The organism is Cytobacillus oceanisediminis 2691 (assembly GCF_000294775.2).
GTDB lineage: Bacteria > Bacillota > Bacilli > Bacillales > Cytobacillaceae > Cytobacillus > Cytobacillus pseudoceanisediminis.
Map to the genome: position 1 here is coordinate 2835297 of NZ_CP015506.1, position 23686 is coordinate 2858982.

23 protein-coding genes are annotated in these 23686 nt (G+C 41.4%); 8 read left to right on the forward strand and 15 right to left on the reverse strand.

Features of this window, described 5'->3' with window-relative positions:
- Nucleotides 1–78: 78 nt before the first annotated feature.
- Nucleotides 79–363: a hypothetical protein gene (locus A361_RS14365; protein WP_019381304.1), complete on the forward strand. Its 285-nt coding sequence runs from the start codon at nucleotides 79–81 to the stop codon at nucleotides 361–363.
- The gene (locus tag A361_RS14370) at nucleotides 351–647 is read left to right on the forward strand and encodes a hypothetical protein (RefSeq protein ID WP_019381303.1); all 297 of its coding nucleotides are present in this window, start codon (nucleotides 351–353) and stop codon (nucleotides 645–647) included. The genes A361_RS14365 and A361_RS14370 overlap by 13 nt, the downstream gene beginning before the upstream one ends.
- Nucleotides 648–828: 181 nt before the next feature.
- Here the strand turns inward: A361_RS14370 and A361_RS14375 are convergent, their stop codons facing one another.
- From A361_RS14375 to A361_RS14395, 5 genes are all read right to left on the reverse strand, one after another.
- Nucleotides 829–2001, reverse strand: a complete 1173-nt coding sequence (locus tag A361_RS14375; RefSeq protein ID WP_019381302.1) for a Ger(x)C family spore germination protein — start codon at nucleotides 1999–2001, stop codon at nucleotides 829–831.
- Complete coding sequence (locus A361_RS14380; protein ID WP_019381301.1) at nucleotides 1998–3089, reverse strand: spore germination protein; 1092 nt, start codon at nucleotides 3087–3089, stop codon at nucleotides 1998–2000. Before A361_RS14380 ends, A361_RS14375 begins: the two co-directional genes overlap by 4 nt.
- 24 nt (nucleotides 3090–3113) lie before the next feature.
- The gene (locus A361_RS14385) at nucleotides 3114–4676 is read right to left on the reverse strand and encodes a spore germination protein (RefSeq protein ID WP_009334262.1); all 1563 of its coding nucleotides are present in this window, start codon (nucleotides 4674–4676) and stop codon (nucleotides 3114–3116) included.
- Nucleotides 4677–5178: 502 nt separating this feature from the next.
- The gene (locus A361_RS14390) at nucleotides 5179–6180 is read right to left on the reverse strand and encodes an LLM class flavin-dependent oxidoreductase (protein ID WP_009334261.1); all 1002 of its coding nucleotides are present in this window, start codon (nucleotides 6178–6180) and stop codon (nucleotides 5179–5181) included.
- A gap of 167 nt (nucleotides 6181–6347) precedes the next feature.
- Nucleotides 6348–7301, reverse strand: a complete 954-nt coding sequence (locus tag A361_RS14395) for an EamA family transporter (protein WP_009334260.1) — start codon at nucleotides 7299–7301, stop codon at nucleotides 6348–6350.
- A gap of 106 nt (nucleotides 7302–7407) precedes the next feature.
- Here A361_RS14395 and A361_RS14400 point away from each other — a divergent pair, with 106 nt between their 5' ends.
- Nucleotides 7408–8286, forward strand: coding sequence for an AraC family transcriptional regulator (locus A361_RS14400; protein WP_009334259.1), 879 nt, complete (start codon nucleotides 7408–7410; stop codon nucleotides 8284–8286).
- Between the two features lie 10 nt (nucleotides 8287–8296).
- Here A361_RS14400 and A361_RS14405 read toward each other — a convergent pair whose 3' ends face one another.
- Nucleotides 8297–8905, reverse strand: coding sequence for a hypothetical protein (locus A361_RS14405; RefSeq protein WP_019381299.1), 609 nt, complete (start codon nucleotides 8903–8905; stop codon nucleotides 8297–8299).
- Between the two features lie 218 nt (nucleotides 8906–9123).
- Here A361_RS14405 and A361_RS14410 point away from each other — a divergent pair, with 218 nt between their 5' ends.
- On the forward strand, nucleotides 9124–9594 hold the full coding sequence (locus A361_RS14410; RefSeq protein WP_019381298.1) for a DinB family protein: 471 nt from the start codon (nucleotides 9124–9126) through the stop codon (nucleotides 9592–9594).
- A gap of 92 nt (nucleotides 9595–9686) precedes the next feature.
- Here the strand turns inward: A361_RS14410 and A361_RS14415 are convergent, their stop codons facing one another.
- From A361_RS14415 to A361_RS14435, 5 genes are read right to left on the reverse strand one after another with little or no spacing between them, the layout of a single operon-like run.
- The gene (locus A361_RS14415; protein ID WP_157888540.1) at nucleotides 9687–10130 is read right to left on the reverse strand and encodes a hypothetical protein; all 444 of its coding nucleotides are present in this window, start codon (nucleotides 10128–10130) and stop codon (nucleotides 9687–9689) included.
- A 17-nt stretch (nucleotides 10131–10147) separates the two neighbouring features.
- On the reverse strand, nucleotides 10148–10453 hold the full coding sequence (locus A361_RS14420; RefSeq protein WP_009334256.1) for a hypothetical protein: 306 nt from the start codon (nucleotides 10451–10453) through the stop codon (nucleotides 10148–10150).
- A gap of 16 nt (nucleotides 10454–10469) precedes the next feature.
- Nucleotides 10470–12299 carry an LTA synthase family protein gene (locus A361_RS14425; RefSeq protein ID WP_009334255.1) on the reverse strand — a complete coding sequence of 610 codons (1830 nt, stop codon included), beginning with the start codon at nucleotides 12297–12299 and terminating at the stop codon, nucleotides 10470–10472.
- Entirely contained in the window at nucleotides 12286–13896 is a 1611-nt protein-coding gene (locus A361_RS14430; protein WP_019381296.1) for an aminotransferase class V-fold PLP-dependent enzyme, read from the reverse strand. The genes A361_RS14425 and A361_RS14430 overlap by 14 nt, the downstream gene beginning before the upstream one ends.
- A gap of 3 nt (nucleotides 13897–13899) precedes the next feature.
- A complete protein-coding gene (locus A361_RS14435) occupies nucleotides 13900–14478 on the reverse strand; it encodes a glycerol-3-phosphate acyltransferase (protein WP_019381295.1) in 579 nt (192 codons plus the stop codon).
- A 350-nt stretch (nucleotides 14479–14828) separates the two neighbouring features.
- Here A361_RS14435 and A361_RS14440 point away from each other — a divergent pair, with 350 nt between their 5' ends.
- The 4 genes from A361_RS14440 to A361_RS14455 are packed head-to-tail and all read left to right on the forward strand — an operon-like array spanning nucleotide 14829 to nucleotide 17820.
- The gene (locus tag A361_RS14440) at nucleotides 14829–15575 is read left to right on the forward strand and encodes a metal ABC transporter ATP-binding protein (protein WP_019381294.1); all 747 of its coding nucleotides are present in this window, start codon (nucleotides 14829–14831) and stop codon (nucleotides 15573–15575) included.
- A complete protein-coding gene (locus A361_RS14445; RefSeq protein WP_009334251.1) occupies nucleotides 15575–16432 on the forward strand; it encodes a metal ABC transporter permease in 858 nt (285 codons plus the stop codon). The genes A361_RS14440 and A361_RS14445 overlap by 1 nt, the downstream gene beginning before the upstream one ends.
- 37 nt (nucleotides 16433–16469) lie before the next feature.
- The gene (locus A361_RS14450; protein WP_009334250.1) at nucleotides 16470–17411 is read left to right on the forward strand and encodes a metal ABC transporter substrate-binding protein; all 942 of its coding nucleotides are present in this window, start codon (nucleotides 16470–16472) and stop codon (nucleotides 17409–17411) included.
- A gap of 34 nt (nucleotides 17412–17445) precedes the next feature.
- Nucleotides 17446–17820, forward strand: coding sequence for a metal-dependent transcriptional regulator (locus A361_RS14455; protein WP_019381293.1), 375 nt, complete (start codon nucleotides 17446–17448; stop codon nucleotides 17818–17820).
- A 246-nt stretch (nucleotides 17821–18066) separates the two neighbouring features.
- Here A361_RS14455 and xylE read toward each other — a convergent pair whose 3' ends face one another.
- From xylE to xylA, 4 genes are all read right to left on the reverse strand, one after another.
- On the reverse strand, nucleotides 18067–19467 hold the full coding sequence (gene xylE / locus A361_RS14460) for a D-xylose transporter XylE (RefSeq protein ID WP_026041671.1): 1401 nt from the start codon (nucleotides 19465–19467) through the stop codon (nucleotides 18067–18069).
- A 93-nt stretch (nucleotides 19468–19560) separates the two neighbouring features.
- Nucleotides 19561–20598: an aldose epimerase family protein gene (locus A361_RS14465; protein WP_019381291.1), complete on the reverse strand. Its 1038-nt coding sequence runs from the start codon at nucleotides 20596–20598 to the stop codon at nucleotides 19561–19563.
- Between the two features lie 21 nt (nucleotides 20599–20619).
- On the reverse strand, nucleotides 20620–22122 hold the full coding sequence (gene xylB, locus A361_RS14470) for a xylulokinase (protein ID WP_019381290.1): 1503 nt from the start codon (nucleotides 22120–22122) through the stop codon (nucleotides 20620–20622).
- 107 nt (nucleotides 22123–22229) lie between these two features.
- Nucleotides 22230–23561 carry a xylose isomerase gene (gene xylA, locus A361_RS14475; protein ID WP_019381289.1) on the reverse strand — a complete coding sequence of 444 codons (1332 nt, stop codon included), beginning with the start codon at nucleotides 23559–23561 and terminating at the stop codon, nucleotides 22230–22232.
- Nucleotides 23562–23686 lie beyond the last annotated feature (125 nt).

Genomic DNA, 23686 nt, shown 5'->3' on the forward strand with positions numbered 1-23686 from the left:
TTTGGCATGACTAAGAATTCTGCAGGGTATTTTCGATAGCAGGGAAAATTTAAAAAAAGAATGTAAGGTGTGGATTGCATGAAAAATCAATACTTCTCAGAGGTTTGTGTGCCGATTCAGATTCCATATGGATTCAGGCAAGCAGAAAAAGAGCACTTAGATTTTACTTTCGACCGTGAAGACCGCTTTACTGATTTCCAGATTGAAAAAGATGGACAGGATTATGATGACAATGGGCAGTGGTATTTTTTCACTTCATTAGTTTGTGATTCACTCGATGAGCTTAAGCTTTCAAGACAAATATTCAGGCCGCCCTATTTGAGAAATGAGGAATTTCCGCTAGTGGATACATGGAGAATGTAAATATCAAGCCTCTATATGAAGGACATGATAAAGCATATGCCCACGCTTTGGGTATATCAGAAAACCTGTCTTCTGTTCCCGCATTTCGGCAGGCCAGACTGGCCAATTATGATGGCTCGGATGATCCCACGATTATTAAAAAAATCCATTATATTCAAAATGAATATAACGGTAAGAGTACAAGGTTTATTTCAGGCTTTGAAACCCGTCTTTCGCGACCATCACGGAAAATGATTAATACGCAAGGGAAATTCACCTCCCCCATAATGCAAGAACTTATTTAAAACTGTTTGTTTACTTTTCGAGATATGGCACTCTTCCTTCACAGCAGATAATGCCGCGATTCCTGGCGAAATTGTGGGCGTCTGCACAGAGTTTGAATACTGCAGCCAATCCTGCCCTCTATAAAGAAGAATATATTGAACCATAAAAGGGCAGCTGCACTAAAATGGCAGCCTCCCTTAATTAGCCGGATGTACCCATTTCTTTTATTGAGACGTTAATGCTGAAATCAACCGGTATTTCGCTAAAGGTTTCATCCCAATTATTTTTAACCTTATTCCATACCTGAGGATAGCTGATTTGAAGGCTACTTCCAAATCCCAGCACATCCATTTTATACTCCCCCTGCGTTTTCTCCAGTACACTTTTCACCAAACGCTCAATTTCTTTTTCTGTAGCTTTTTCCGCCCTTTTCATGTATTTGCTGTCAAATGCTTTTCCACCGATATCCCAATGCTCCCCTATACGCCCTTCAGTTTCAATTTTAACCGTGAAAGAAATCGAATCTCCTTTTACAGAAGGTTTTATTTTACTTTTCATCGACAAACTCTCATATACAATTGGCTGACTTGCTTCTTCATCAGAGCTCCTTACTAGCCCGCCTTTCCCTTCTCCTTTTATCCAGGTTACTCCTTCAGTTTCCGTATCATTTAAGAATGCGCGGAGGGTTTTCGTATTACCGTCAATCATTGCAGCACCTGTAAGTTTTCTATCGTTATTATCAGTCGCAACTGTCTGTATTAAAAAGCTATTTCCTGAATTCAGCTGCCCTTCTATTTTAGCGATTGGCGTGGGAGTCAGGATTTTCGTAGTCCGTTCCATACCTTGTATCATTTCGACAAGCTGGATTGCAGGAATTACAGTTGGTTCGGCAGATTCCAGAGTTTTACTTGCACTGCCTTTGGCAATAACAATTAGCGTGCTTGGTCGCATCTCCTGTTCTCTGCGAAAAAAATCCAAAACCTGTTTAAGATTGTAGCCGCGGGCAAGTTCCTCCCCTATAACGACTACTTTGGCATGTTCACCAAAAGCACGCTTGTCAATCCGCAGAATCATATTTCTCAGCGCAGGGAGAACCGCATCTCCTGTTTCCGTAATATTTTTATAAGCTCTTACCTGTGATTGCCCGCCATTGGTTGCATTATTGGCTGTCTCTGCCGTAATAAGCTGATTCGTTAGTCTGAAGATATTCCCGTTGGCAATTCCGCTTTCCCAATCATCTGCTTCCCCTTCTGTTTCCAAATCAATTGCCGTTCCTATTATCAGTCCAAGTTCCTCGATTTCTTTGCTGCTCCAGCAGCCGGATAAAGATATAACCGCCAGTATAATAATTAGGACATTCTGAGTCAGTTTCATGCTTTAGCACCCTTTATTTTTGAAATGATTAGCAATGCCAGGGGCAGAACACCAAATAAGAATAATGCTGAAAATCCGATCATGTCCCCCATTGCAAACACTTCATTCATATTTGCAGGAATCATGCCTATCAGATAGATAACAGGCAGCAAGCCAAACTGAAATGGGCCGATCTTCTTTTTAAAAATTTGAGAAAGGCCCAGCGAAGCCGCATAAAAGGTGATTGTAAAGGTAGTAAAGATTTGCATAATCCAAATTGTCAGCAATAAAGACTCGAATCTTTCAAAAATGAGCCCTTGAATTTCAAAGCTCCTGATCAAATCAATTGTGGGCCAGGTTTTCGTTAAAACGCCATCCACAGACAGCCCTCCTATAACCATCACCACCGTGATCAAATAAAAGCACATCGAAGTTCCTGTGCCAATCAAAACTACTTTCACTGCCTGGGCAGGCTTATCCATAACAGCCACAATAATAAGCATAATCTCTATTCCTAAAAAAGCGACAACGGTTGTACTCACCCCTTTTATTATAGGAGTAATTCCCGAGCCCAGTACCGGACGGAGATTATCAAGTTCAAAGATTCCAATACTCATGCTTATGACAATCAGAAAGATGATTACGGTAATTGGAAGAATCAATTCAAATAAACGGGCAATTGGATCAATACCGCCGCCGATCAGATAAAGGCCTATCCACATAAAAGGCATAATGATCGCCCAAATAGGGGTGCCTTCAAGCAAAAATAGACTTGTTACTTCTGAAAGTACCCTTATTTCATAGGCAGCAAGGCTAAAGAAATAAATAATAATAATCAAGCCGATGAAACTGCCTGCCCATTTGCCTGCAATTTCCTGACTGTATTTATAAATAGTCCTGCCGGGATACCTTTGGCTAAGCTTTACGATTATTACCCCTGCCCCCATTGCAAATAGACCACCAAGAATTACTGTTATCCAAACATCAGGCGACTCCAATTTTTCTGCAGAGGATCGCGGTAAAGTAAGTATGCCTGCAGCTAGAATATAATTAACCAGGATGACAGCTGCTTGAGGACTTGAAAGCTTTTCCTTTGAACCAATTTTCAAGCGGATAACCTCCTGTGAAATAGTCTATCCTTTCCGGGTGGGATCTTTCGGGTGCATCATACTTGGTCTTTGTTTCAAGACCTTTAAAGGGAACCGTACTATAAAGTCTTTCCAGTCACTCAGACGGTATGGGACTGCCAGGCTAATATAGGGTACGCCAAAGCTTTTAAGCTTGACTAAATGACTGCTGAGAAAAAGGAAAAATAAAATAACTCCATATAATCCAAAAACAGCAGCAAAAAACATGCAGGCAAAACGAAGATAACGCAGAGAAATCCCCAAGCTATATTCAGGAATAGCAAAAGATGAAATGGCTGTAACCGCAACAACTATGACCATAATTGGACTGACTATTCCAGCTGAAACTGCTGCCTCACCAATAATTAAAGCTCCGACAATCCCGATTGCCGGTCCAATTGGCTTAGGCAGCCTCAAACCCGCCTCACGGAGTATTTCAATTGCCACTTCCATAATCAGAGCTTCTATTATAGAAGGAAAAGGTACCCCGTCCCTGGTGCCAATAATGGACATCGCTAATTTCGTCGGGATCAAGCCCTGATGGAACGAAACAAATGAGATGTAGAGCGCTGGACCAAAAAGTGAAATAAAGATTGCAAGAAAACGCAATAATCGAATAAGCGAGCCTGAATACCAACGTTCATAATAATCCTCAGATGCTTGCACCATCATGCTGAATGTTACTGGAACAAGGAGTGCAAAAGGAGTGCCATCCAGGAGAATGGCCACCCGCCCTTCCATTAAAGCAGCATTTACTCTATCTGGACGCTCAGTATTCTGCGCTTGTGGAAAAGGACTCATATAATTATCCTCGATAAGCTGTTCAACATATCCAGATTCCATCACATTATCGATGTCAATTTTCTGAATTCTGGACATAACATCCTCAACTATTGCAGGATTAGCAATATCTTCAATATAAGCTACAATAAGGTCTTTTTTAGAGCGCTTTCCGACTATAAACTTAGAAAATATCAGTTTTTCTGTTCCGCCGTTTCTCCTTAAGAGAGCTGTATTATCGCTGATATTTTCTGTGAAGCCCTCACGTGGTCCTCTGACAGCCTGCTCGGAAACAGGCTCTTCAATATTCCTTGTTTTCCCATTTGCAATACCCAATATAAGCATTTCAGAGGCTCCGTCGAGGAGCAGTACAGCTGATCCCTTTAAAATTTTCGGCACCGTATCTTTTATCATGGAGGCAGTATAGATTTCACCAAGGGACAGAATATGATTTTTTATAAAATCGACTGTAAATTTGTATTCTGCCTCGTGTCTTCCATAACCCTTTGCACCTGTAAAATCCTGCATTAACGACTTCATGATATGTTTATCAATCAGTTCTTTATCCGAAAGGCCCTCAACATAGATTAGTACTGCCCGTATACTCGTTAGCCCAATATTAAACTCCCTAAAATGAACGTCCGAATTATGTCCGATTTCCTTTTTAAATAGTTGAATATCCCTTTGAATTTCACCGGTTAGTTCATAAGGGCCTTCATCCTCATTCCGATTTACATGTTTCATGGTATTGGTTTTTAAAGGTTTTTTGTTTATTTGGGACATTTTCATTTTTCAGGAACCCTCCTTTGAGGGTCCGATTTTGTGAAAAAACCTAAAAATCCCTAACGGTATAATGATCACTGCAAAACTCTGCAAGAAAATTTCCAAATCAGGCAGATGGGAAACGATGGCTTTCCACATTTTATTCACCCTTTAAATAAGCTAAAATCATGTTTCTGCTGTGATTAGGCTTCCACTTCTTACATACAAACATCCATTCAAATACCATATTTAAAGAAATTTTTATAGAGTTCCCGATGCAGTCTTTTATTTTTTTCAGGTAAGCGTATCAATTCCGCCACAAAGAGTCATTTTCCGACCTTTCAGCGCAAGAAAAGTCTAATCCTGCGCTTTCCCGAGAAATACAAAAAGCGGAATCGCCTTTCGCACTCCCAAAAAGCAAGGATTTACTTGTTACCTTGAGGGGGCAGGCTGCTTCCGCTAGACCGTTATTGACGTTTAAGACTTTAACAAATTTTAAATAAAAAAAAGCGGGGAATAATTTCCCCGCTCATTTGCCGTCTGTAATTTCTTTAAATATTTCATATGAACGTTTTTGTTTTTCTTCATCATAGATATAAGAAACCGCCATGATTTCGTCGACATTGTACATATCCTGGAACTGCTCCAGCTGCCCCCTGACTGTTTCTTTGCTCCCCATAAAGGTCACGCTTGACATTCCCTCTGCCGCTTCCTTCTCCATTGGGTTCCAGATCGAATCCAGATCCTTGACTGGCGGGCTCAATTTCATGGAAGTCCCTCTGACAACATTCAAGAAGAACTGCTTCATTGTGGTTGATAAGAATTCGGCTTCCTCATCGGTTTCCGCTGCAATGACATTTAAGCATACCATCATATATGGTTTTTCGAGGTACTTCGAAGGCTTAAAGTTGGCACGGTAGATCCGGATGGCATCCTCCATCCATCTTGGAGCAAAGTGTGAGGCAAATACATAAGGAAGCCCCAGCTCAGCAGCCAAATAGGCAGAATCTGTCGAAGAGCCAAGAATATAAATCGGAATATTAGTTTCCACTCCCGGATGTGCTTTTACATAGCTTTGCTCCTCTAATGGACCAAAGTATGCCAGCAGCTGCTTAACATCGTCCGGGAATGTATAAACAGAATCATTTTTCGAGCGGCGAAGCGCATTAGCCGTCATCATATCCGTTCCAGGCGCCCTTCCGAGACCAAGGTCGACACGATCCGGATAAATGGTCGCCATCGTTCCGAATTGCTCAGCAACAACTAATGGTGCATGGTTCGGCAGCATAATTCCGCCAGAGCCAACGCGAATGGTTTTTGTATGTTCCAATACATGTTTTATTAAAATTGCAGTGGCAGAACTGACCAGTGTTGGCGTATTATGATGCTCCGCTATCCAATAGCGTTTGTAGCCCATCTCCTCTGTTGCCTGAGCCAGATCGGCAAGATCCTCGATCGCCTGCCTGCTGTCCTTCCCTTCTCGTATCGGGGCAAGGTTCAAAACAGAAACAGGTATTTGTATATTAGTCATTTTATAATCTCCTTCATGAAGAATTGATTTTATTTTAACAACCGAAATAAATTTAGCAAAATATAATGCTTAGTGTGAGCATAAGCGAAATCGTTTTGATGTCCAATCTCAGCTTTTACCCCAACAGAAGGAAGAAAAAACCAGCCTCCTTCTAAAGGGACTGGTTCTCAACTCACTTTTAGCGGTTCTTCGTTTTCAGCACAACCACTGTTCTTTGCTGGTTTCTGTTTATTCAAAGCCAGCAGCAGAATCATGCCAAAGATACAGGCAGTACCCGCCCATTGGAACATGCCGAATGGTTCATTCAGCCACATAACGGTAGTAAATACTGCCGCGAGGGGCTCCAGGCTGCTTAGAAGACTGGTTTCCGTTGGAGAAAGGGTTTGGAGACTTTCAATATAAAACCAGAATGCGAGCATCGTTCCAAATATAATGACAAAAAACAAGTACAGTCCAGCTTCAGCCGTTAACCTGCCGAAATCCATTTGCCATGGAGGATGGATTAAACTCAATGCAGATCCGCCAATGACCATCGCCCATCCAACCACGACAAGGGAATCATATTCCTTCAGCAGCGGGATGGCATACAAAGTATAAAACGCGAGTGCCACACCAGATAGAACACCCCACACAATAGCAGGTGCCGGTACGGACAGCTGAGAAACGGAACTGTTAGTCAATAGAAAGAAGCATCCTGCCAGGGCAAGGGAAACCGTTACAAAATCCTGTCTCGAAAATACCGATTGTTTCCGCAGAACCAGGTAAATAATAATCATAGCCGGTGCCAGATATTGAAGCAATGTGGCAACAGCCGCATTGCCATGATGAATAGAAGCCATATAGGTATACTGCACAGCCAGCATTCCTGCGAGGCCAAAAATTAAGAGCATGATGGCCGCCCTTTTATTCTTCCAGACTCCAAATACCTGTGAGCGGTCTTTCATTAAAAATTGTACGGCTAACAGAAGAATGCCCGCTGTCAGAAGCCGGGCAGTTACTAGCCAATCAACAGAGATTCCAAATTCCTGAAAAAGCTTTTGAGCAACTGTTCCGCCAACACCCCAAAATGAAGCTCCAAAAATAACAAGCAATAAACCCGTGCTCCTTGAACGTCCATTCATGTTAAATTCCACCCTTAAATATAATAATAGTGTTATAATAATCCAAATCCTGTGATAAATATAGCTAAATATAATAAAAAAATATAACGATATTGAGGTGTCTTTTTTGCAGATTAAAGATTTTAAAGTGGATAAAAGCCTGAAAGAACTGACGAGACACAGGACGGTGGTGTTGCCGGTAGCCTGCTACGAAACGAAGATTGGAGATAATATCCAAGGCAAAATCCCTTTACACTGGCATGAGGAGATTCAATTTATCCTTACTGTAAAAGGTGAAGCTATGGTCCATATCAATGAAGAAAAATTGGCGGTAAAAGAAGGAGACGGCATTTTCATCAATAGCGGGTGTCTTCATTCCGCCGAGGATGTTAGCGGAGATTGCGTCTATATTTGTTTAAATGTCTCCCCTCATTTCCTGCTTCCGCAGGAATTATTCAGCAGCTATATTTATCCATACATATCAGCAACAAACCTTTCTTACATATCCCTGAACCCCAGAGAGGAATGGGGGAAAAACATATTAGACAGCATCATGGAAATTAAGAAATTGATTAATGAGATTTCTCCATTTTATGAGATTAACATAACCAGTCTGCTGACATTTATCTGGCAGCAGTTAATCAGGAACGGCTTCCAATTGGAATTCAGCCAGGCTGAAGTTGAAAAGCATATGCGGATGAAGGAAATGCTGAATTGGATCCATCAGCATTTCGCAGAAAAAATCACTCTTGGGGATATTGCCAAAGCCGGCAGACTGAGCAATTCAGAATGCTGCAGATACTTTAAAAAAATCTTAAAGACGACACCCATTAACTATTTGATTCATTATCGCATACAAAAAAGTCTCCCCCTGCTTCAAGAGAGAGACTCGAATGTAACAGAAGTTGCCTTTAAAGTAGGATTCAACAGCAGCAGTTACTTTATTGAAAAATTCCGCAAGTCTATGAATATGACTCCTTTAGCGTATAAAAAGAATCGAAATTAATTGCAGCACATTAGGAAATGGCCATTGATTGTCCGAACTGTTCCTGCTCATGGGCTGAAATGTATGTGTTTATTTCTATGGTCCGGCTGTCTTTATTCAGAAAATACTCTTTCAGGTTTCCCTGAAAAACAACCTGGAAATCTTCCATTTCCATAAACTCATGCGGTATAACCAGCGAGGGTGGTTTAGTAAAATGAACAATCTCACACCTCTGTAAGACAGTTGCTACAAATTGGGAGCAGAAAAAAGCATTATTTCTGGAGAGTTGTTTATTAAACATGATTGCAAAAAGCCCAAGCAGATTATAGCTGTAATCGTCTTTCTCAGATTCCATCTTATTTATGAATGCTTTAAGCTTGTTCTGCTGTGCATCTGTAACAGAGCAGCTAATGACTGTACATCTTGAATCACTAAAAAATTCTCCTCGTATATTTTCTTTAACAAAACCGCCTATGAATGGATTTTTCGCCGTTTTTCTGCCAAAGCTGTAAACTTCTTTTAATTCAGGATCGAGTGAGATAGAAGCATGATTATACGGCTTTTTTGTGTAAAGCTTAATAAGCCGGGTAAATAACGTTCCGGTATCCGTAAGGAGTATATAGATTTTTTGATTAGACATAACGTATCTCCTTATCAAAAATATGATTATATTTTTATAATAAGGAAACACGGTCCTTAGATTAAGAAGCCTGCGCTGTATATGCTTATAGGACTTGAGACTTAAGGTTATTAATTTTCATACATAGCTCTTTTAGATAAAAATAAATATAGATGTAGGAAAATGAAGTGAATTCCTAGAACTTTATCCAATGAGCATGAATATGGAGGGTGAGTGTATTGGAACAGACTATTTTTGACCATATGGAAACAGTGCGGGGCATTACTGAAAAATCGATCAAGCGGATTCCTGAAGAAATGGCTGATATCATTCCAGAAGGGTTTAACAATAGTATCCGCTGGAACTTCGGGCATATTGCATTTGTGCAGGAAAAGCTTGTCTTTGGAATATCAGGTGAAGAAATGAAGGTCCCGATGAACTATGAAATGTTATTTGGCGCTGGAACTAAACCTGCCGATTGGACCGAACCACCGCCTTCTTTCGACGAAATTGCATCTGTCTTAAATGAACAAAAACAAAGAATAAAGACATTTCTTCGTGGGCGTATGGAGCAAAAACTGCCAAGTCCCTTTACAAACCGCGGCGGCATTACTTTCTACACAACCGGAGAAGCTTATTTATTCGGCTTTTATCATGAAGCGATGCACATGGAAACGATTAAACAGATTTATCGTTCTATTACAAGGTAGATTCATATATATGGGACTGCCGTTATAGCAATAATCCAGCAAACTGATTGGACTTGTTTGCTGGATTTCTATATTTTCGGCACGAAGGCGCATTAACTTCGCACTCTTTCTCTCCCGCTTCTTCTGTCCGAAGTCGCACCAACTTCAGACTCTTTCTCTCCCTTTTTCGCTTCTTCTGTCCGAAGACGCACCAACTTCGGACTCTTTCTCTCCCTTTTTCGCTTCTTCTGTCCGAAGATGCACCAACTTCGGACTCTTTCTCTCCCTTTTTCGCTTCCTCTGTCCGAACTCGCACCAACTTCGGACTCTTTCTCTCCCTTTTTCGCTTCTTCTGTCCGAAGTCGCACCAACTTCGGACTCCTTCTCTCCCTTTTTCGCTTTTCCTGTCCGAACTCGCACCAACTTCGGACTCCTTCTCTCCCTTTTTCGCTTCTTCTGTCCGATGCCGCATCAACTTTCCCCCTCAACGGTTCAATGATTACATTGATTGAATTGAAAAATCTTTCGGTGCTGCCAATAAAAAAAGGCATGCCCAAAAGGACATACCTCCATCTCATTCCGGCATATTCAATCTCGGAAAAAAGTTATAAACCATAAAAACACCAAATAAACCAAAAAATAATGCTCCTAAAATGGATCCCTCTACCAGGGCTGCAATTCCGAATGCGATGGCAATCAAACCAATCCATGCTGCAAATGAAGAAATGGTGTAATGATAAATTCCGCCGATAAATGTCAGCGTCCTGCCCAGAAACTGTCCTTCGCTGCCAGCTCTCTTAACTTCCACAAGTGTTAAAATAAAGCTCCAAAGCAGCAGCAAAGGGATTCCCCACAAGAATATAAACCCGAATACTTCCATGCTTATCCTCCAAGAATTATTCCATAAACCTCATCAAATCCCCATGTACAATGTCATCAGACAGCCTTAGCTCTTTTCTCGAGATATCCATTAACGGTTCACAGCTATTAATATCTGTTTCTTCTTCCGATTTGCTATTGAAGCATTTACCGGCTTTATAAAAATAGTCTTTAGCTATAAAGCTTCCATCCCGAAAAATAACTGGATGATGGGGATCCCTTGTAAAAAGGTTATGCCCGAAGCTGAAGTTATCCTCAGCACTAATGCCGAGCAGATGAAGGATCGTTGCCCTGATATCGATTTCCCCGCCAATATTCGAAAACGTTTTGCCTTCCACACCAGGTACATGGATAATCAGCGGCACACTCTGCAGCTGCATGCGATTAACAATGGTATCTTCCTGTCCCAGCAGCTCCAGAACGCCATGTTCATATTTGTCCGAGATGCCATAATGGTCGCCGTATAATACAAACATCGTATTTTCATAAAGTCCGCTTGCTTTTAAATCCTGGAAAAATGTTTTAATGGCTTCATCCTGATATCTAACGGTTGTCACATAGCGGTTGACAACCATTTCACTCGTGCTGGCCTCAGGAATGAACTGATCTTCCTCCTCCAGCAAAAATGGGAAATGGTTTGTCAATGTGATAAACCTGGCATAGAAAGGCTTTTGCAGTTTCTCCAGATGCTGAATGGACTGCTGGAAGAATGGGATATCTTTTATGCCGTAGTTCACTGAGTTCTCTTCTGTGACCACATAATCGGCTTTTGAAAAATAACGATTATACCCCAGAGAATCATACATGGCCTCCCGATTCCAGAACGAAGCGTCATTCCCATGGAAAACAGCTGAGTAATACTTCTCATCAGATAGAATATGCGGCAGGCTTCGATAAGCGTTTTCCGTTTTTCTGACAAACGCCGATCCGCTGGATAATGGATAAAGGCCTGTATCGATCATGAATTCCGAGTCGGATGTTTTCCCCTGTGCTGTCTGATCATAGACACGGCTGAAATAAAAGCTGTCTTCAATCAGAGAATTAAGGAATGGCGTTATTTCCTGGCCATTCACCTTCTGATTGATAACAAAATTCTGGGTGGACTCCATACTGATCAGAACGACATTCATTCCTTTTGCCGCACCAAAGTAATCTGATGGCTTATCTTCTTGAGATTGGACATACTCCGCTGAGGCTTCTGCGTCAGATGGACTGGCAAAAGCGCGATTGAGCGGGTATGATGCAGCGATGCCAATATCATAGAGATGATACTGATACAAGCCAATATGCTTAACAAGCTGCTGGCGATTATATGATTCCGAAAATAAATGAGGCACTTTCACCATGCCGAGAATGATGGTCATGAATACAAATAACACACTGACAGCCGTGTAAAATCCCTTTGATTTTGCTGTGATTTGCTCATGTACTGACTTCCGTTTTATATATAAAAGCCAAAAAACGGCCAGATCAGCAAATAACAGAAGATCCCAAGGGCTAATCAATTCAAGTGTACTCGGTCCAATCCCTCCGACATTTTTAAACTGAAAAAGAATCGGAACGGTTACAAAATCAGTATAAAAACGATAATAAAGCAGATCCCCAAAAAGAATGCCGGTCAAAATGACCATCGTTGCAAAAATGGCTGCCGGTTTCACCTTTCGCTTAAAATAAATATTAATTCCAAGAATGACCATTATGGCCCCAATCGGGCTTAAAATCATAAATAAAATATCAGTCCAGTTCTCCGGATGCAGATTAAATCCGATAAAGGATACAATGACCGTTTTAATCCAGATTAAAATGACGGCAAACCAAATGGGTGAAAGCCTTTTAAATAACTTCATAATCATACCGCTTTTCATATTGTTTTTCTAAAATACCTGCCAGCATTTCGAGTGATGCCATGACCTTCTGCTCTTCCTGTGCCCCCATTAGAGCCACCTGAACCCAGTTTCTCTCAAGCAGGTACCCGCTTTCATAGCTTAGAAGAATTCCTTTCTGTTTGCATGTGTCGCCAAATTCCCTGCTGGAAATGCTCAGCGGCAAACTGATAGTCAGGATGCCAGGGGAATAATCATCGTCTCCCAGAACAGAAAATCCGCTGTCTTTCAGCCTCATCCTTGCTTTTCCAGACAAAAGCTTTAATTTCTCATAATCTATCAGCTTTATACTCTCTTTTAATGCGTAGACCAGATTGGACGAATGGGTGTATGGAATGCTTTGGTTTTCTTCGTACATCTTTAAGTCCAAGTATCTTGGAACTGCACTGTTCCCTTTAATTTTGTCACGATGGAATACGATTGCCAAACCCGGATAGGAACCAAATCCCTTTCCGCTGACGGTCGATGCAAAATATATATTCTTAAGATTCAACGGCAAAATTCCGGCCGTGCTGCATGCATCCACGCAAAGCTCGGCACCATGCTCCCCGCATATCTCCTGAATACCGCTGATATCGAATACATACCCAGTCGAAGTTTCACAATGCACGGTCCACACCCATTTTATGGATGGGTTTTCTTTCAGCATGCAGGCTATTTCCTCGTGGGTAATCGGTTCATTCCACTCTCTTTCAATCGTTTGAAAAGATAATTGAAACCTTCTTGCATGATCTATGAGACGAAAGCCAAATTCGCCATTGGCCAGGATCAGCCCTTCCCCTTCGAGGTGTTTCAGCTGTGCTGCCACAAGATCATTGGAAAGTGTTCCCGTGCCAACAACAACTTCAGCATGTGAGGCATCTGTCATCTTGCATAATTGAGAACGCAAGTCTTTCAAACCGCTGATAAAATCATGATTGCGATGAGATACGGCTTCTTTTGAAAAAGCCCTTTTCACTTTTGCATGAATGGGCACCGGACCCGGCAAAAAGGAATGCTGATCGGCGGGCACTGAATTTCTGGCCATTAAGCGTTCAAATGCTTTCGTTGAACGTTCGAAATTCTCTTTTGTTAAATACATGGGCTGAAACTGGGCTCCTTCCTCTCCTGTCAGAGGACCAAAAGGCAGAAATCCCATCCGCTTATACAATTTCAGCTGCCTGACCGTGCCCGATATCAGCGCCATCGTATAATTTTTTTCGAGGCAAAGCTCTACAAGCTTTTCACAAAGCTGATAAAAAACACGGGTGCTGCGAAACTCTTTTTTGACTGACAGCAAGCGGATCTCACAAAATTCTCCCTTAACAGGCAAGTATTCTTCGAGATTAGGAAGCTTATAATCAAGCGAAAATGGCCTTTTGGCACGGATAGCGATCATTCCGGCAACTTCCTCGCCAGCCTTGGCAATGACATATGTATTTTCTTCATGAAATTTATCAATTAAATGCTGATCATCATTTTGCTTATGCTGAGGAATTTCTTCCACAAATGTCTGGTAGTTCAGCTGATGAATTTGTTTAAATTCATTAAGTTCGGTTGCGATTTTGCAGATAATATTCACAGTTTACCTCCTATGTTTAGGCATGATGAAATGGGTATGGGAAATGAAAACAATCAAAAGCAGCAGCAGGAGGCCTGCCGAAATGATGAATGAATCACCAATCACCCAGGCTGTAATGGGAATGGAAGCCATGGCGATAAAACCTGATAGTGTATACTTCCGGAGAACTGCATAGGCAATTCCCATCGTGATAGCCATTATCGCTATTGTTAGTGGTTCCAAAAACAAGGCAGAAGCCAAGTAGACAACCACTCCTTTTCCACCATGAAACCCCAGCTGAATTGGAAACAAATGGCCAATAAGAACACAAAAAGCGCTAAGAATTAATAAACCATCACCTTCAAACATAAGTCCAGTTACATATAAAGCTGTCCATGCCTTTCCAGCATCAATTGCAATTGTCAGCAAGAACCCCTTCTTGCCGGTTGCTCTCCCTGCATTGGTAGCCCCGACATTCCCGCTCCCCTTTTTTCTTATATCCTCTTTTGCTATGTATTTAACCACATAATAAGCCCCGGCTACGCTCCCAAAAGTGTAGGAAAAGATCATAACCATCAGGGCAGTCCACACATCATCGATCATAAGCACCTATCCCGCCCTTTACTAATTAAACGATCAAAAAGGGTAAAAAGTTTCATATATTTACAAAATTACAATCTATTAACTGATAAAGATAGTATAACACCCCTTATTTTACCATTAAACAAATTGAATGCCAGAGCCTGATTTCATAATTCCCCTATTTTACTGCAAACCTTAAACTTTCTGAAAAGATTATTTTTTTGTGTTGACTTTGTTTATTAATCGCATATAATTTGCATTAAGGCAAAACTTTTTAATATATCCATAAATCTTGTCCGTGTGACGTATAATTGCATATAAACAATTAATTTGAATCAATTTAAATTTGGAAAATAAAGGGGGATAAAATGATGAAGGATCCGGCAATTAGCATAGAGGATTTGCATGTTTCCTATTTCGGAAATGAAGCGGTGACAGGAGTCAGCCTTACTGTTAATACAGGTAATCTGGTAGGAATTATCGGGCCGAACGGCGCAGGTAAATCGACTTTTTTAAAAGCCATGCTAAATCTTATACCAAAGGATAAAGGTGCAGTTAGAGTGATGGGAAAATCCATTGCTGAAGTTCGCAAAAGCATCGCCTATGTGCCGCAGCGGAATGCCATAGACTGGGATTTCCCAATCACTGTGCATGATGCGGTTCTTATTGGGACCTACCCCCATTTAAAACTGTTCCGCCGTCCAAAGAAAAAGGATAAAGAGTGGGCCATGGAATGTCTTCAGCGAGTTGGCATGCAGGAGTTCAGCAAAAGGCAGATTGGGGAACTATCAGGCGGCCAGCAGCAGAGAGTTTTTCTTGCGAGAGCACTTGCTCAAAAAGCGGATTTGTTCTTTCTGGATGAGCCATTTGTTGGAGTAGATGTATCCAGTGAGGAAACCATTGTGAACATTTTGAAGGAGCTCTGCAGACAAGGAAAAACAGTGATTGTTGTACACCATGATTTAAGTAAAGCAAATGATTATTTCAATCAGATAATTCTGTTAAATAAGGAATTGATCAGTTTTGGGACCGTTGAAGAAGTGTTTAAACCTGAAGTAATTGCAAAAGCATACAAGGGGCAATTTGCTTTTATGAATGAGATTGGGGTGTCGCTATAATGGCTTTTATTGAAGCGGTCATGCAATATGGTTTTCTGCAAAAAGCGTTATTAACCTCGGTTATGGTAGGAATTATCTGCGGAGTCATTGGGTGCTTTATCATCCTCAGAGGAATGGCTCTCATGGGAGATGCCATATCACATGCTGTCCTTCCGGGCGTCGCTATTTCATATATGCTGGGAGTTAACTTCTTCTTTGGAGCAGTCATAAGCGGAGTGATTACAGCTATCGCCATTGGGTTTGTATCCCAAAACAGCCGGATAAAGCATGATACCTCGATTGGAATTATGTTTACAGCGGCATTTGCTTCAGGAATCATTATTATTACCATGCTTAAAAGCAGTACAGATCTCTACCATATATTATTTGGCAATGTACTGGCAGTAAGATTATCCGACATGTGGATCACACTGGGCATCAGCCTGTTTGTATTGGGGGCTGTATACCTCTTTTACAAAGAATTATTGGTCACCTCGTTTGACGAAACGATGGGAGCAGCTTACGGACTGCCAGTTCGTTTCATTCATTATTTCCTAATGACTCTCTTGACGATGGTAACCGTTGCATCCCTCCAGACAGTAGGTATTGTCCTGGTTGTTGCCATGCTGATCACCCCTGCAGCGGCAGCTTATCTGTTAACCGAGCGGCTGTGGATGATGATTTTCCTTGCGTCTGGCATTGGTGTAATTTCATCCATCGTGGGACTATACTTTAGCTTTACCTACAACTTAGCTTCAGGAGCAACAATAGTCATATCATCCACTGCTATTTTCATTCTCGTTTTTTTATTTTCACCTAAGCATGGGCTAATATGGAAAACGCTGAAAGTAAAGAAAAAGAGAGCTTCATTAGTTTAATTTTAATAAAAACAAATTTTTTTAGGAGGGAAAACCGATGATTAAAAAAGGCTTTCTTTTATTAGCTGCATTCCTTCTGTCTGTGTTATTCCTGTCAGCCTGCAGCAGCGGAACAAGCAGCACCTCGTCCAATGCAGATGGGAAAATCCAAGTTGTGACTACCTATTCGATTGTGTATGACATTGTTAAAAATGTAGGCGGGGATTTGGTTGAGATTCATAGTTTAGCACCCATTGGCTCCAATCCCCACGAATATGACCCCCTTCCTGAGGATGTGAAAAAAACAACGGATGCAGATGCAGTATTTTACAACGGGCTGAACCTGGAAGCCGGCAACTCATGGTTCAATAAGCTGATGGAAACTGCCGGAAAAGACGGTGAAGATGCGCCTGTCTTCCTAATGAGCAGAGGCGTTGATGCCATGCACTTAACCACAAAGGGCAAAGAAAGTGAAGAAGATCCCCATGCCTGGCTGGACATCCGAAATGGGATCAAATACGCGGAAAATGCCAGAGATGGACTTATCAAAACAGATCCAGACAATAAAGAGATTTACGAAAAAAACGCTGAAGAATACATTGCAAAGCTTCAAGAGCTGCATGATGAAGCAGTCGAACAATTTAATGAAATTCCAGAAAACGAACGTGTTCTCGTAACAAGTGAAGGTGCTTTTAAATATTTCAGCGAAGCCTACGGATTCCAGGCAGAATACATCTGGGAAATCAACCAGGAAAACCAGGGAACACCAGACCAAATTACAAGAATTACAGATATTATTAATGAAAAAGGAATTACAGGACTATTCCTGGAAACAAGCATTGACGCAAGAAGCATGGAAGCTGTATCCGATGAAACCAATGTTCCAATCATGGGAAAGGTATTTACAGACTCCTTGGCAAAGCCGGGTGAAGATGGCGATACTTATATTTCGATGATGGAATGGAATATTAAAACCATTAAAAAAGGCTTGACCCGGTAATAAAGGTCACTATTCCAGCAAGCAGGTGAAACATGTGATCCCCATTAGTTCAAAGAGGTATATTCTCGAGATTTATTTATTACAGGAAGCACATGGGCATGCGACCATTTCCGGCATTGCAAAGGTATTGAGGGTCACCGTCTCAGCTGCATCTAAAATGGCCGGAAAGCTTAAAACAGACGGTTACATTCATTTTCAGCCCTATGGAACAGTTACTTTGACAAAAGCCGGATTGGAAATTGCCAAAAAACTCTTCCAAGATCATCAGGTTTTAATGGAGTTTTATCAAATAATCGGGGTTGAAGAGAAACTGATCAAAAAGAAAGTTAGGGAAGTTGAAATGCATATCGGTACGGAAGTTGTTTTTAAAATTAAGAGCTTTATAGAAAATCATAAGAAAAACGCTTGAATATTCAAGCGTTTTTTTGTCCTGATGATTTATTCAGCCCACTGAACCTTCAGAGTTGATGATACTTCTGAATGCAGTTCAAAAAATCTTATTTAAGGAATTGTCACTTTCATTGGATAAGAGTGCAGAAGAGATAGAAGAACTAGTGAAGGAAATGATAAAAACAAGCAGATAACAGAAAAAAGAATGTCCCTTCTGCATGTGATATTCATCGGGACATTCTTTTTTCATGGTTGAATAAGCTAATCAGGCAGTTCTTTTCCAAATACTCTCCATGTTCTCAAGAGTCTTCCCTTTCGTTTCAGGTACAAACTTCCATACAAAAATGGCTGAAAGAACACTCATCAGTCCATAGAAGCCGTAAGTTAAGCCGCCGCTGAATTCCATCATCATCGGATAGGTCGATGAAATAAAATAGTTTGCCGCCCATTGTGCTGCTACAGCTACCGCAACTGCCTGTCCTCGGATTTTGTTTGGGAAAATTTCAGAGATCAATACCCAGCATATCGGTCCCCATGACATCATGAAGGAAGCTGTGTAAACGATGATAAAAATTAATGTGCCCATGCCGATTATATTGGAGAAAGCCATTCCTGCTACTCCAAACATCCCGATGGCCATGCCAATGGAACCTGTGATCAATAATGGCTTGCGTCCCCATTTATCTACAGTTAAAATTGCCACAATTGTAAAGATGACATTTATGACACCCATAACAATCGTCTGCAGCATCGAGGCATCCTTTGCTGCTCCCATGCTTTCAAAAATTCGCGGTGCATAGTACAAAGCAACGTTGATTCCGACAAATTGCTGGAATACAGAGAGCAGAATTCCTATAACAATCACTAATTTTCCGTATGCAAACAGCTTTTCTGCTGGAACATTTGCTGAGGCTGCTACCGATTTTTTGATTTCACCCAAGATCGTTTTAGCCTCTGCTGCACCATTAATTTTCGCAAGGACTGCTAAAGCTTTATCATCATGATTATGAATGGCCAGGTAACGTGGTGTCTCCGGAACCAGGAGCAGCAGAAGACCAAAGGCAAGGGCCGGAATAGCTTCTGAAGCAAACATGTACCTCCAGCCAACATCATTGATCCATTCCAATGGACGGCCGCTGGCAATGCCCCAGTTTACAAAGTACACGACAAGCATCCCGAAGATAATCATAAACTGATTGAATGAAACAAGGCGTCCGCGGATATCGGCAGGTGCAATTTCGCCGATATACATGGGAACAATAGCTGACGCCAGACCAACCCCAATTCCGCCAATAATGCGATAAAGATTAAAAGTCAATAATAGCGAGATGGTCGGTTCCCCTTTAGTGAAAAATAAAAATTCAGGGAAAGCGGATCCTAATGCAGATAAGAAGAATAGTACAGCCGCGGCTATCAGCGATTTTTTCCGCCCAAATTTCGACGCAAAATAACCGGATATTAAACCGCCAATGATACAGCCAATCAATGCACTTGAGGTTGTCGCCCCGTGAGCCAGCGATCCTAATCCCAAACTATTAATCAGATAGATTTCCAGTGACTTTTCAGCTCCTGAAATAACAGCCGTATCATATCCGAAAAGCAAACCGCCTATCGCAGCAACCAATGTAAGTGAACCAATATATAGAGAGTTCCGATTCTGTTTCATAGATTGTAAAAGACAGATTTGAACCAAAATAGAGCGCTTACAATTTTACATTAATAATTCAAATCCATCTTTACTCCTTTCTATTAGAAATGATTAAACAACGAGAAACTTGAAACTGGTTTTTGTTTTGAAGACCTCATTTTTCTCCAGGACAATAGAAGGAAAGTTTTCATGATGAACAGCATCAGGCGGACATTGAGTTTCAAGACACAGCCCCAAATGGCTTCTTGACTGAACACCTCTAATTTGAAAATCATTTCCGAGCATATTCGCTGTATATAAAACAACACTCGGCCTATCCGTTTTCACTGTCAGTTTTCGTCCGCTGGCAGAATCCACTACAGTCATTTCACCTGTATTTAATAGAAATGGATGATCATAACCTCCGCCCGCAAGCATGTTCTGCTGATGGCCGGACTTTACGCCTTCTTTGATTTTCTTCCCTGCTCTGAAATCAAACGGTGTATTTTCAACATGTATGAGTTTCCCAGTAGGAATCAATGTTTCATCAAGCTCCAGAAAGTGATCGCTTTGCATGGTCACCTCGTGCTCCAGAATGTCCCTCTTTAAGTCCCCGCTTAGGTTAAAATAAGTATGGTTTGTCAGATTGATGATCGTTTTTTCATCAGATATCGCTTCATAACTAATGACCAGTTCATTCTCATTGTTCAGTGTATAGTTTACCGTTACCTCAAGTGTCCCAGGATACCCGTGTTCCCCATCCGGGCTTACATAGGAGAACCTGATATTCGCCTCATTCATGCTCTTTTCGGCGGCCGAGTCCCAAATAACATGATGAAAGCCGCCTGAACCTCCATGCAGATGGTGTTCCCCATCATTTTTTTGCAGCTGGTAAGCAGTTCCATCAAGAGTGAAAGCCGAGCCCGCTATCCTTCCGGCCACCCTTCCGATAATAGCGCCGAAGAATGGTGAATAATTAATATACTCTTCAAGAGTGTCAAACCCCAGGATCACATTCTCTATATTTCCTTTACTGTCAGGGACAGATATCCCGGTAATGATTCCCCCGTATTCGATACACGATACTTCCATTCCATGATCATTGCTGATTGTATAGGATTTAATCTTGTGTCCATTCCATTCGCCAAATATACTTTCAGTTATGTTCATGTCGATCTCCCTCAAGTCAGCTTACTTTTTTCTAAACCCGGCCAAACCCTCATTCAGCTTTTTGGTTTGCGCATAAACTTCTTTGTATAACTGGAAAAGCTCCTGATATTTCTTAACGTTTTCAGGGATTGGAGTATATGTCTTTTCGTATGTTATGAAGTTTTCGGCACAGGCTTCCAGAGATTCATACCATTTACATCCGTATGCTGCTAGCATAGCCGCACCTACAGCAGGTCCTTGTTCACTTGAAAGCTTTACAATTGTGCAATTGAAGATATCGGCCTGGATTTGCAGCCAGGCCTCACTTTTAGCTCCTCCGCCGATTGAAATAATGGTATCGACAAGCTTTCCGCTTTCCCTGAATATTTCAATCGATTCATTTAAAGAAAAAGTAATACCTTCAATGACCGATCGTACAAAATCATTTCGATTATGTGAGGAGTCCATGCCGATAAAGCTTCCCCGAATTTGTGAATCTGCATATGGTGTGCGCTCACCCGCTAAATAGGGTGTAAATAAAAGTCCGTTCGACCCAATCGGAACCTCGCTCATTCCAGCCAACAGGGAATCGAATGATTCCATTTCTGCAAACGCATCTTTAAACCAGTTCAAACTATGTCCTGCTGCCAGGGTTACGCCCATTGTGTAATAGGCATTTTCTTCACCATGATTAAAATAATGGACTTTCCCCTGAAAATCCTTGTCATTTTGTTCTTCATAGGATAAAACGACCCCGGATGTCCCAATGCTGCATAATGTTTTGCCTTCCGACAGAATGCCGGAACCGATCGCACCGCAGGCGTTGTCAGCTCCTCCTGCAAATACCTTAGTTAAAGGAGATAATCCCGTCTTCTCAGAAATCTCAGGCTTTAACGTTCCTACACATTCATGGGATTCAACTAAAGGCGGACAGATATTCACATCAATCCCCGTTAGCCCGCAAATCTCTTCACTCCACATTTTCCGGCCGGCATTCAGCAGCAAAGTACCCGCTGCATCACTATATTCACTATGAATCCTGCCAGTCAGTTTAAAGCGCAGGTAATCTTTAGGGAGCATAAATACAGACGCTTTTTCAAAAACTTCCGGCTCGTATTGCTTCACCCAAAGCAGCTTTGGTAAAGTAAAGCCTTCCAATGCCGGATTCTTTGTAATTTCAAGCAGACGCTTCTCACCAGCCATGTCATAGATCTGTTTACATTGCTCTGTCGTGCGGGTATCATTCCAAAGGATTGCATTACGCAGAACCTTATTCTCTTCATCCAGAAGGACCAGACCGTGCATTTGGCCTGAAAAACTGATTCCTTGAATGTCTTCCGCACTTCCATCAAACTGCTCTGTAAGTTCTTTAAGAGCAGCCACTGTTTTATCAACCCATTCACCAGGGTCCTGTTCACTATAACCCGACTTTTCATGAATGAGCGGATAAGACCTGGAAACTTCGCTGCATACTACTCCCTTTTGATTCATTAATAAAACTTTTACCGAGCTCGTGCCAAGGTCAATCCCGATTACATATTTCATGATTGATCATCCTTTAGATAATGAAATGTATGCTAAGTTTTAGTTTTTAAAAATGTACTGGGACACTTTTGTATTCCCAGTACATTTAATCTTTTTATATTAATCTATTACGCTTTTATACTCGCATAAGCTTCGAGAATGTATTTATTTAAGACAGCTTTTAGCTGTTCCTGTCTTCCTGATTTATTTTCAATCTTTTCAAGCTGAAGGGCATGCTTTTCAAGCTTGCGGAAGTCTGCCTTTCCTTCAACGATTTCAAGGCCGATGCCTTCTGTATAGCTGCTATATCTGTCAGCAATAAAATTGTCTAATACTTTATCTTCCATTAGACGCTGTGCAACCTTTGCGCCAACCGCAAATGTGTCCATTCCTGCAATATGAGCATAGAACAGGTCCTCAGGGTCAAATGATCCTCTTCGTACTTTCGCATCAAAGTTAAGGCCGCCTGTTCCAAGGCCGTCATTTTTTAGAATTTCAACCATTGCCAGTGCTGTAGAATAGATGTCTGTCGGGAATTCGTCAGTATCCCATCCCAGCAGGGTATCACCCTGGTTTGCATCCACTGAACCAAGCATTCCATTTATGCGTGCTGTGTGCAGTTCATGCTCAAATGTATGGCCGGCAAGGGTCGCGTGGTTTGCTTCAATATTGAATTTAAAGTAGTCTTTTAAGCCGTAAGATTGCAAGAATGATAAGCTGGTTGCCACATCAAAATCGTATTGATGTTTGGTGGGCTCCTTCGGTTTTGGCTCGATTAGGAATTGTGCGTCAAACCCAATTTCCTTTGCATAATCGATTGCCATATGGAAGAACCGCGCAAGATTATCGAGTTCAAGCTTCATGTTCGTATTCAGCAGTGTTTCGTATCCTTCGCGGCCGCCCCAGAACACATAGTTCTCAGCACCCAGCTCCTTGCCGATCTCAAGTCCCTTTTTCACTTTTGCAGCAGCATAGGCAAATACATCAGCATTAGGTGCTGTCGCCGCACCGTGCAGCCAGCGCGGATGCGAAAACATATTAGCGGTATTCCATAATAACTTCGTTTTGCTGGACTTCATGTATTCCTTTATCATGGCCGTAATCTCATCTAAGTTCTTAAAAGTTTCGCTTAATGAATCGCCTTCAGGCGAAATATCAGCGTCATGGAAACAGAAAAACGGAACATTCAGTTTTTCATAGAATTCAAAGGATGCTTCAACACGCGCCTTGGCCAAATCCATTCCGGAAAATCTGTCATAGGAACGGATCATCGTTCCATTTCCGAAAGGATCTGTGCCTTCCGCAGTAAACGTATGCCAGTAAGACACTGCAAAACGGAGAAGGTCTTCCATTTTTCTGCCGTTGATCATTTCTTCAGGATTATAATATTTAAAAGCCAATGGATTATTAGAATCTGGACCTTCGTATTTTACTCCACTCACATTATTAAAGTAGTTCATTTTCATTCCTCCATCTTCTCTTTTCATTTGTTATCGCTTTCATTTGATTACAAATCGATTTTACCACCATAAACTTAGTTTGTCTATTGAATGAACTAAGTTTTATTTTTATTTTTAATTATGGT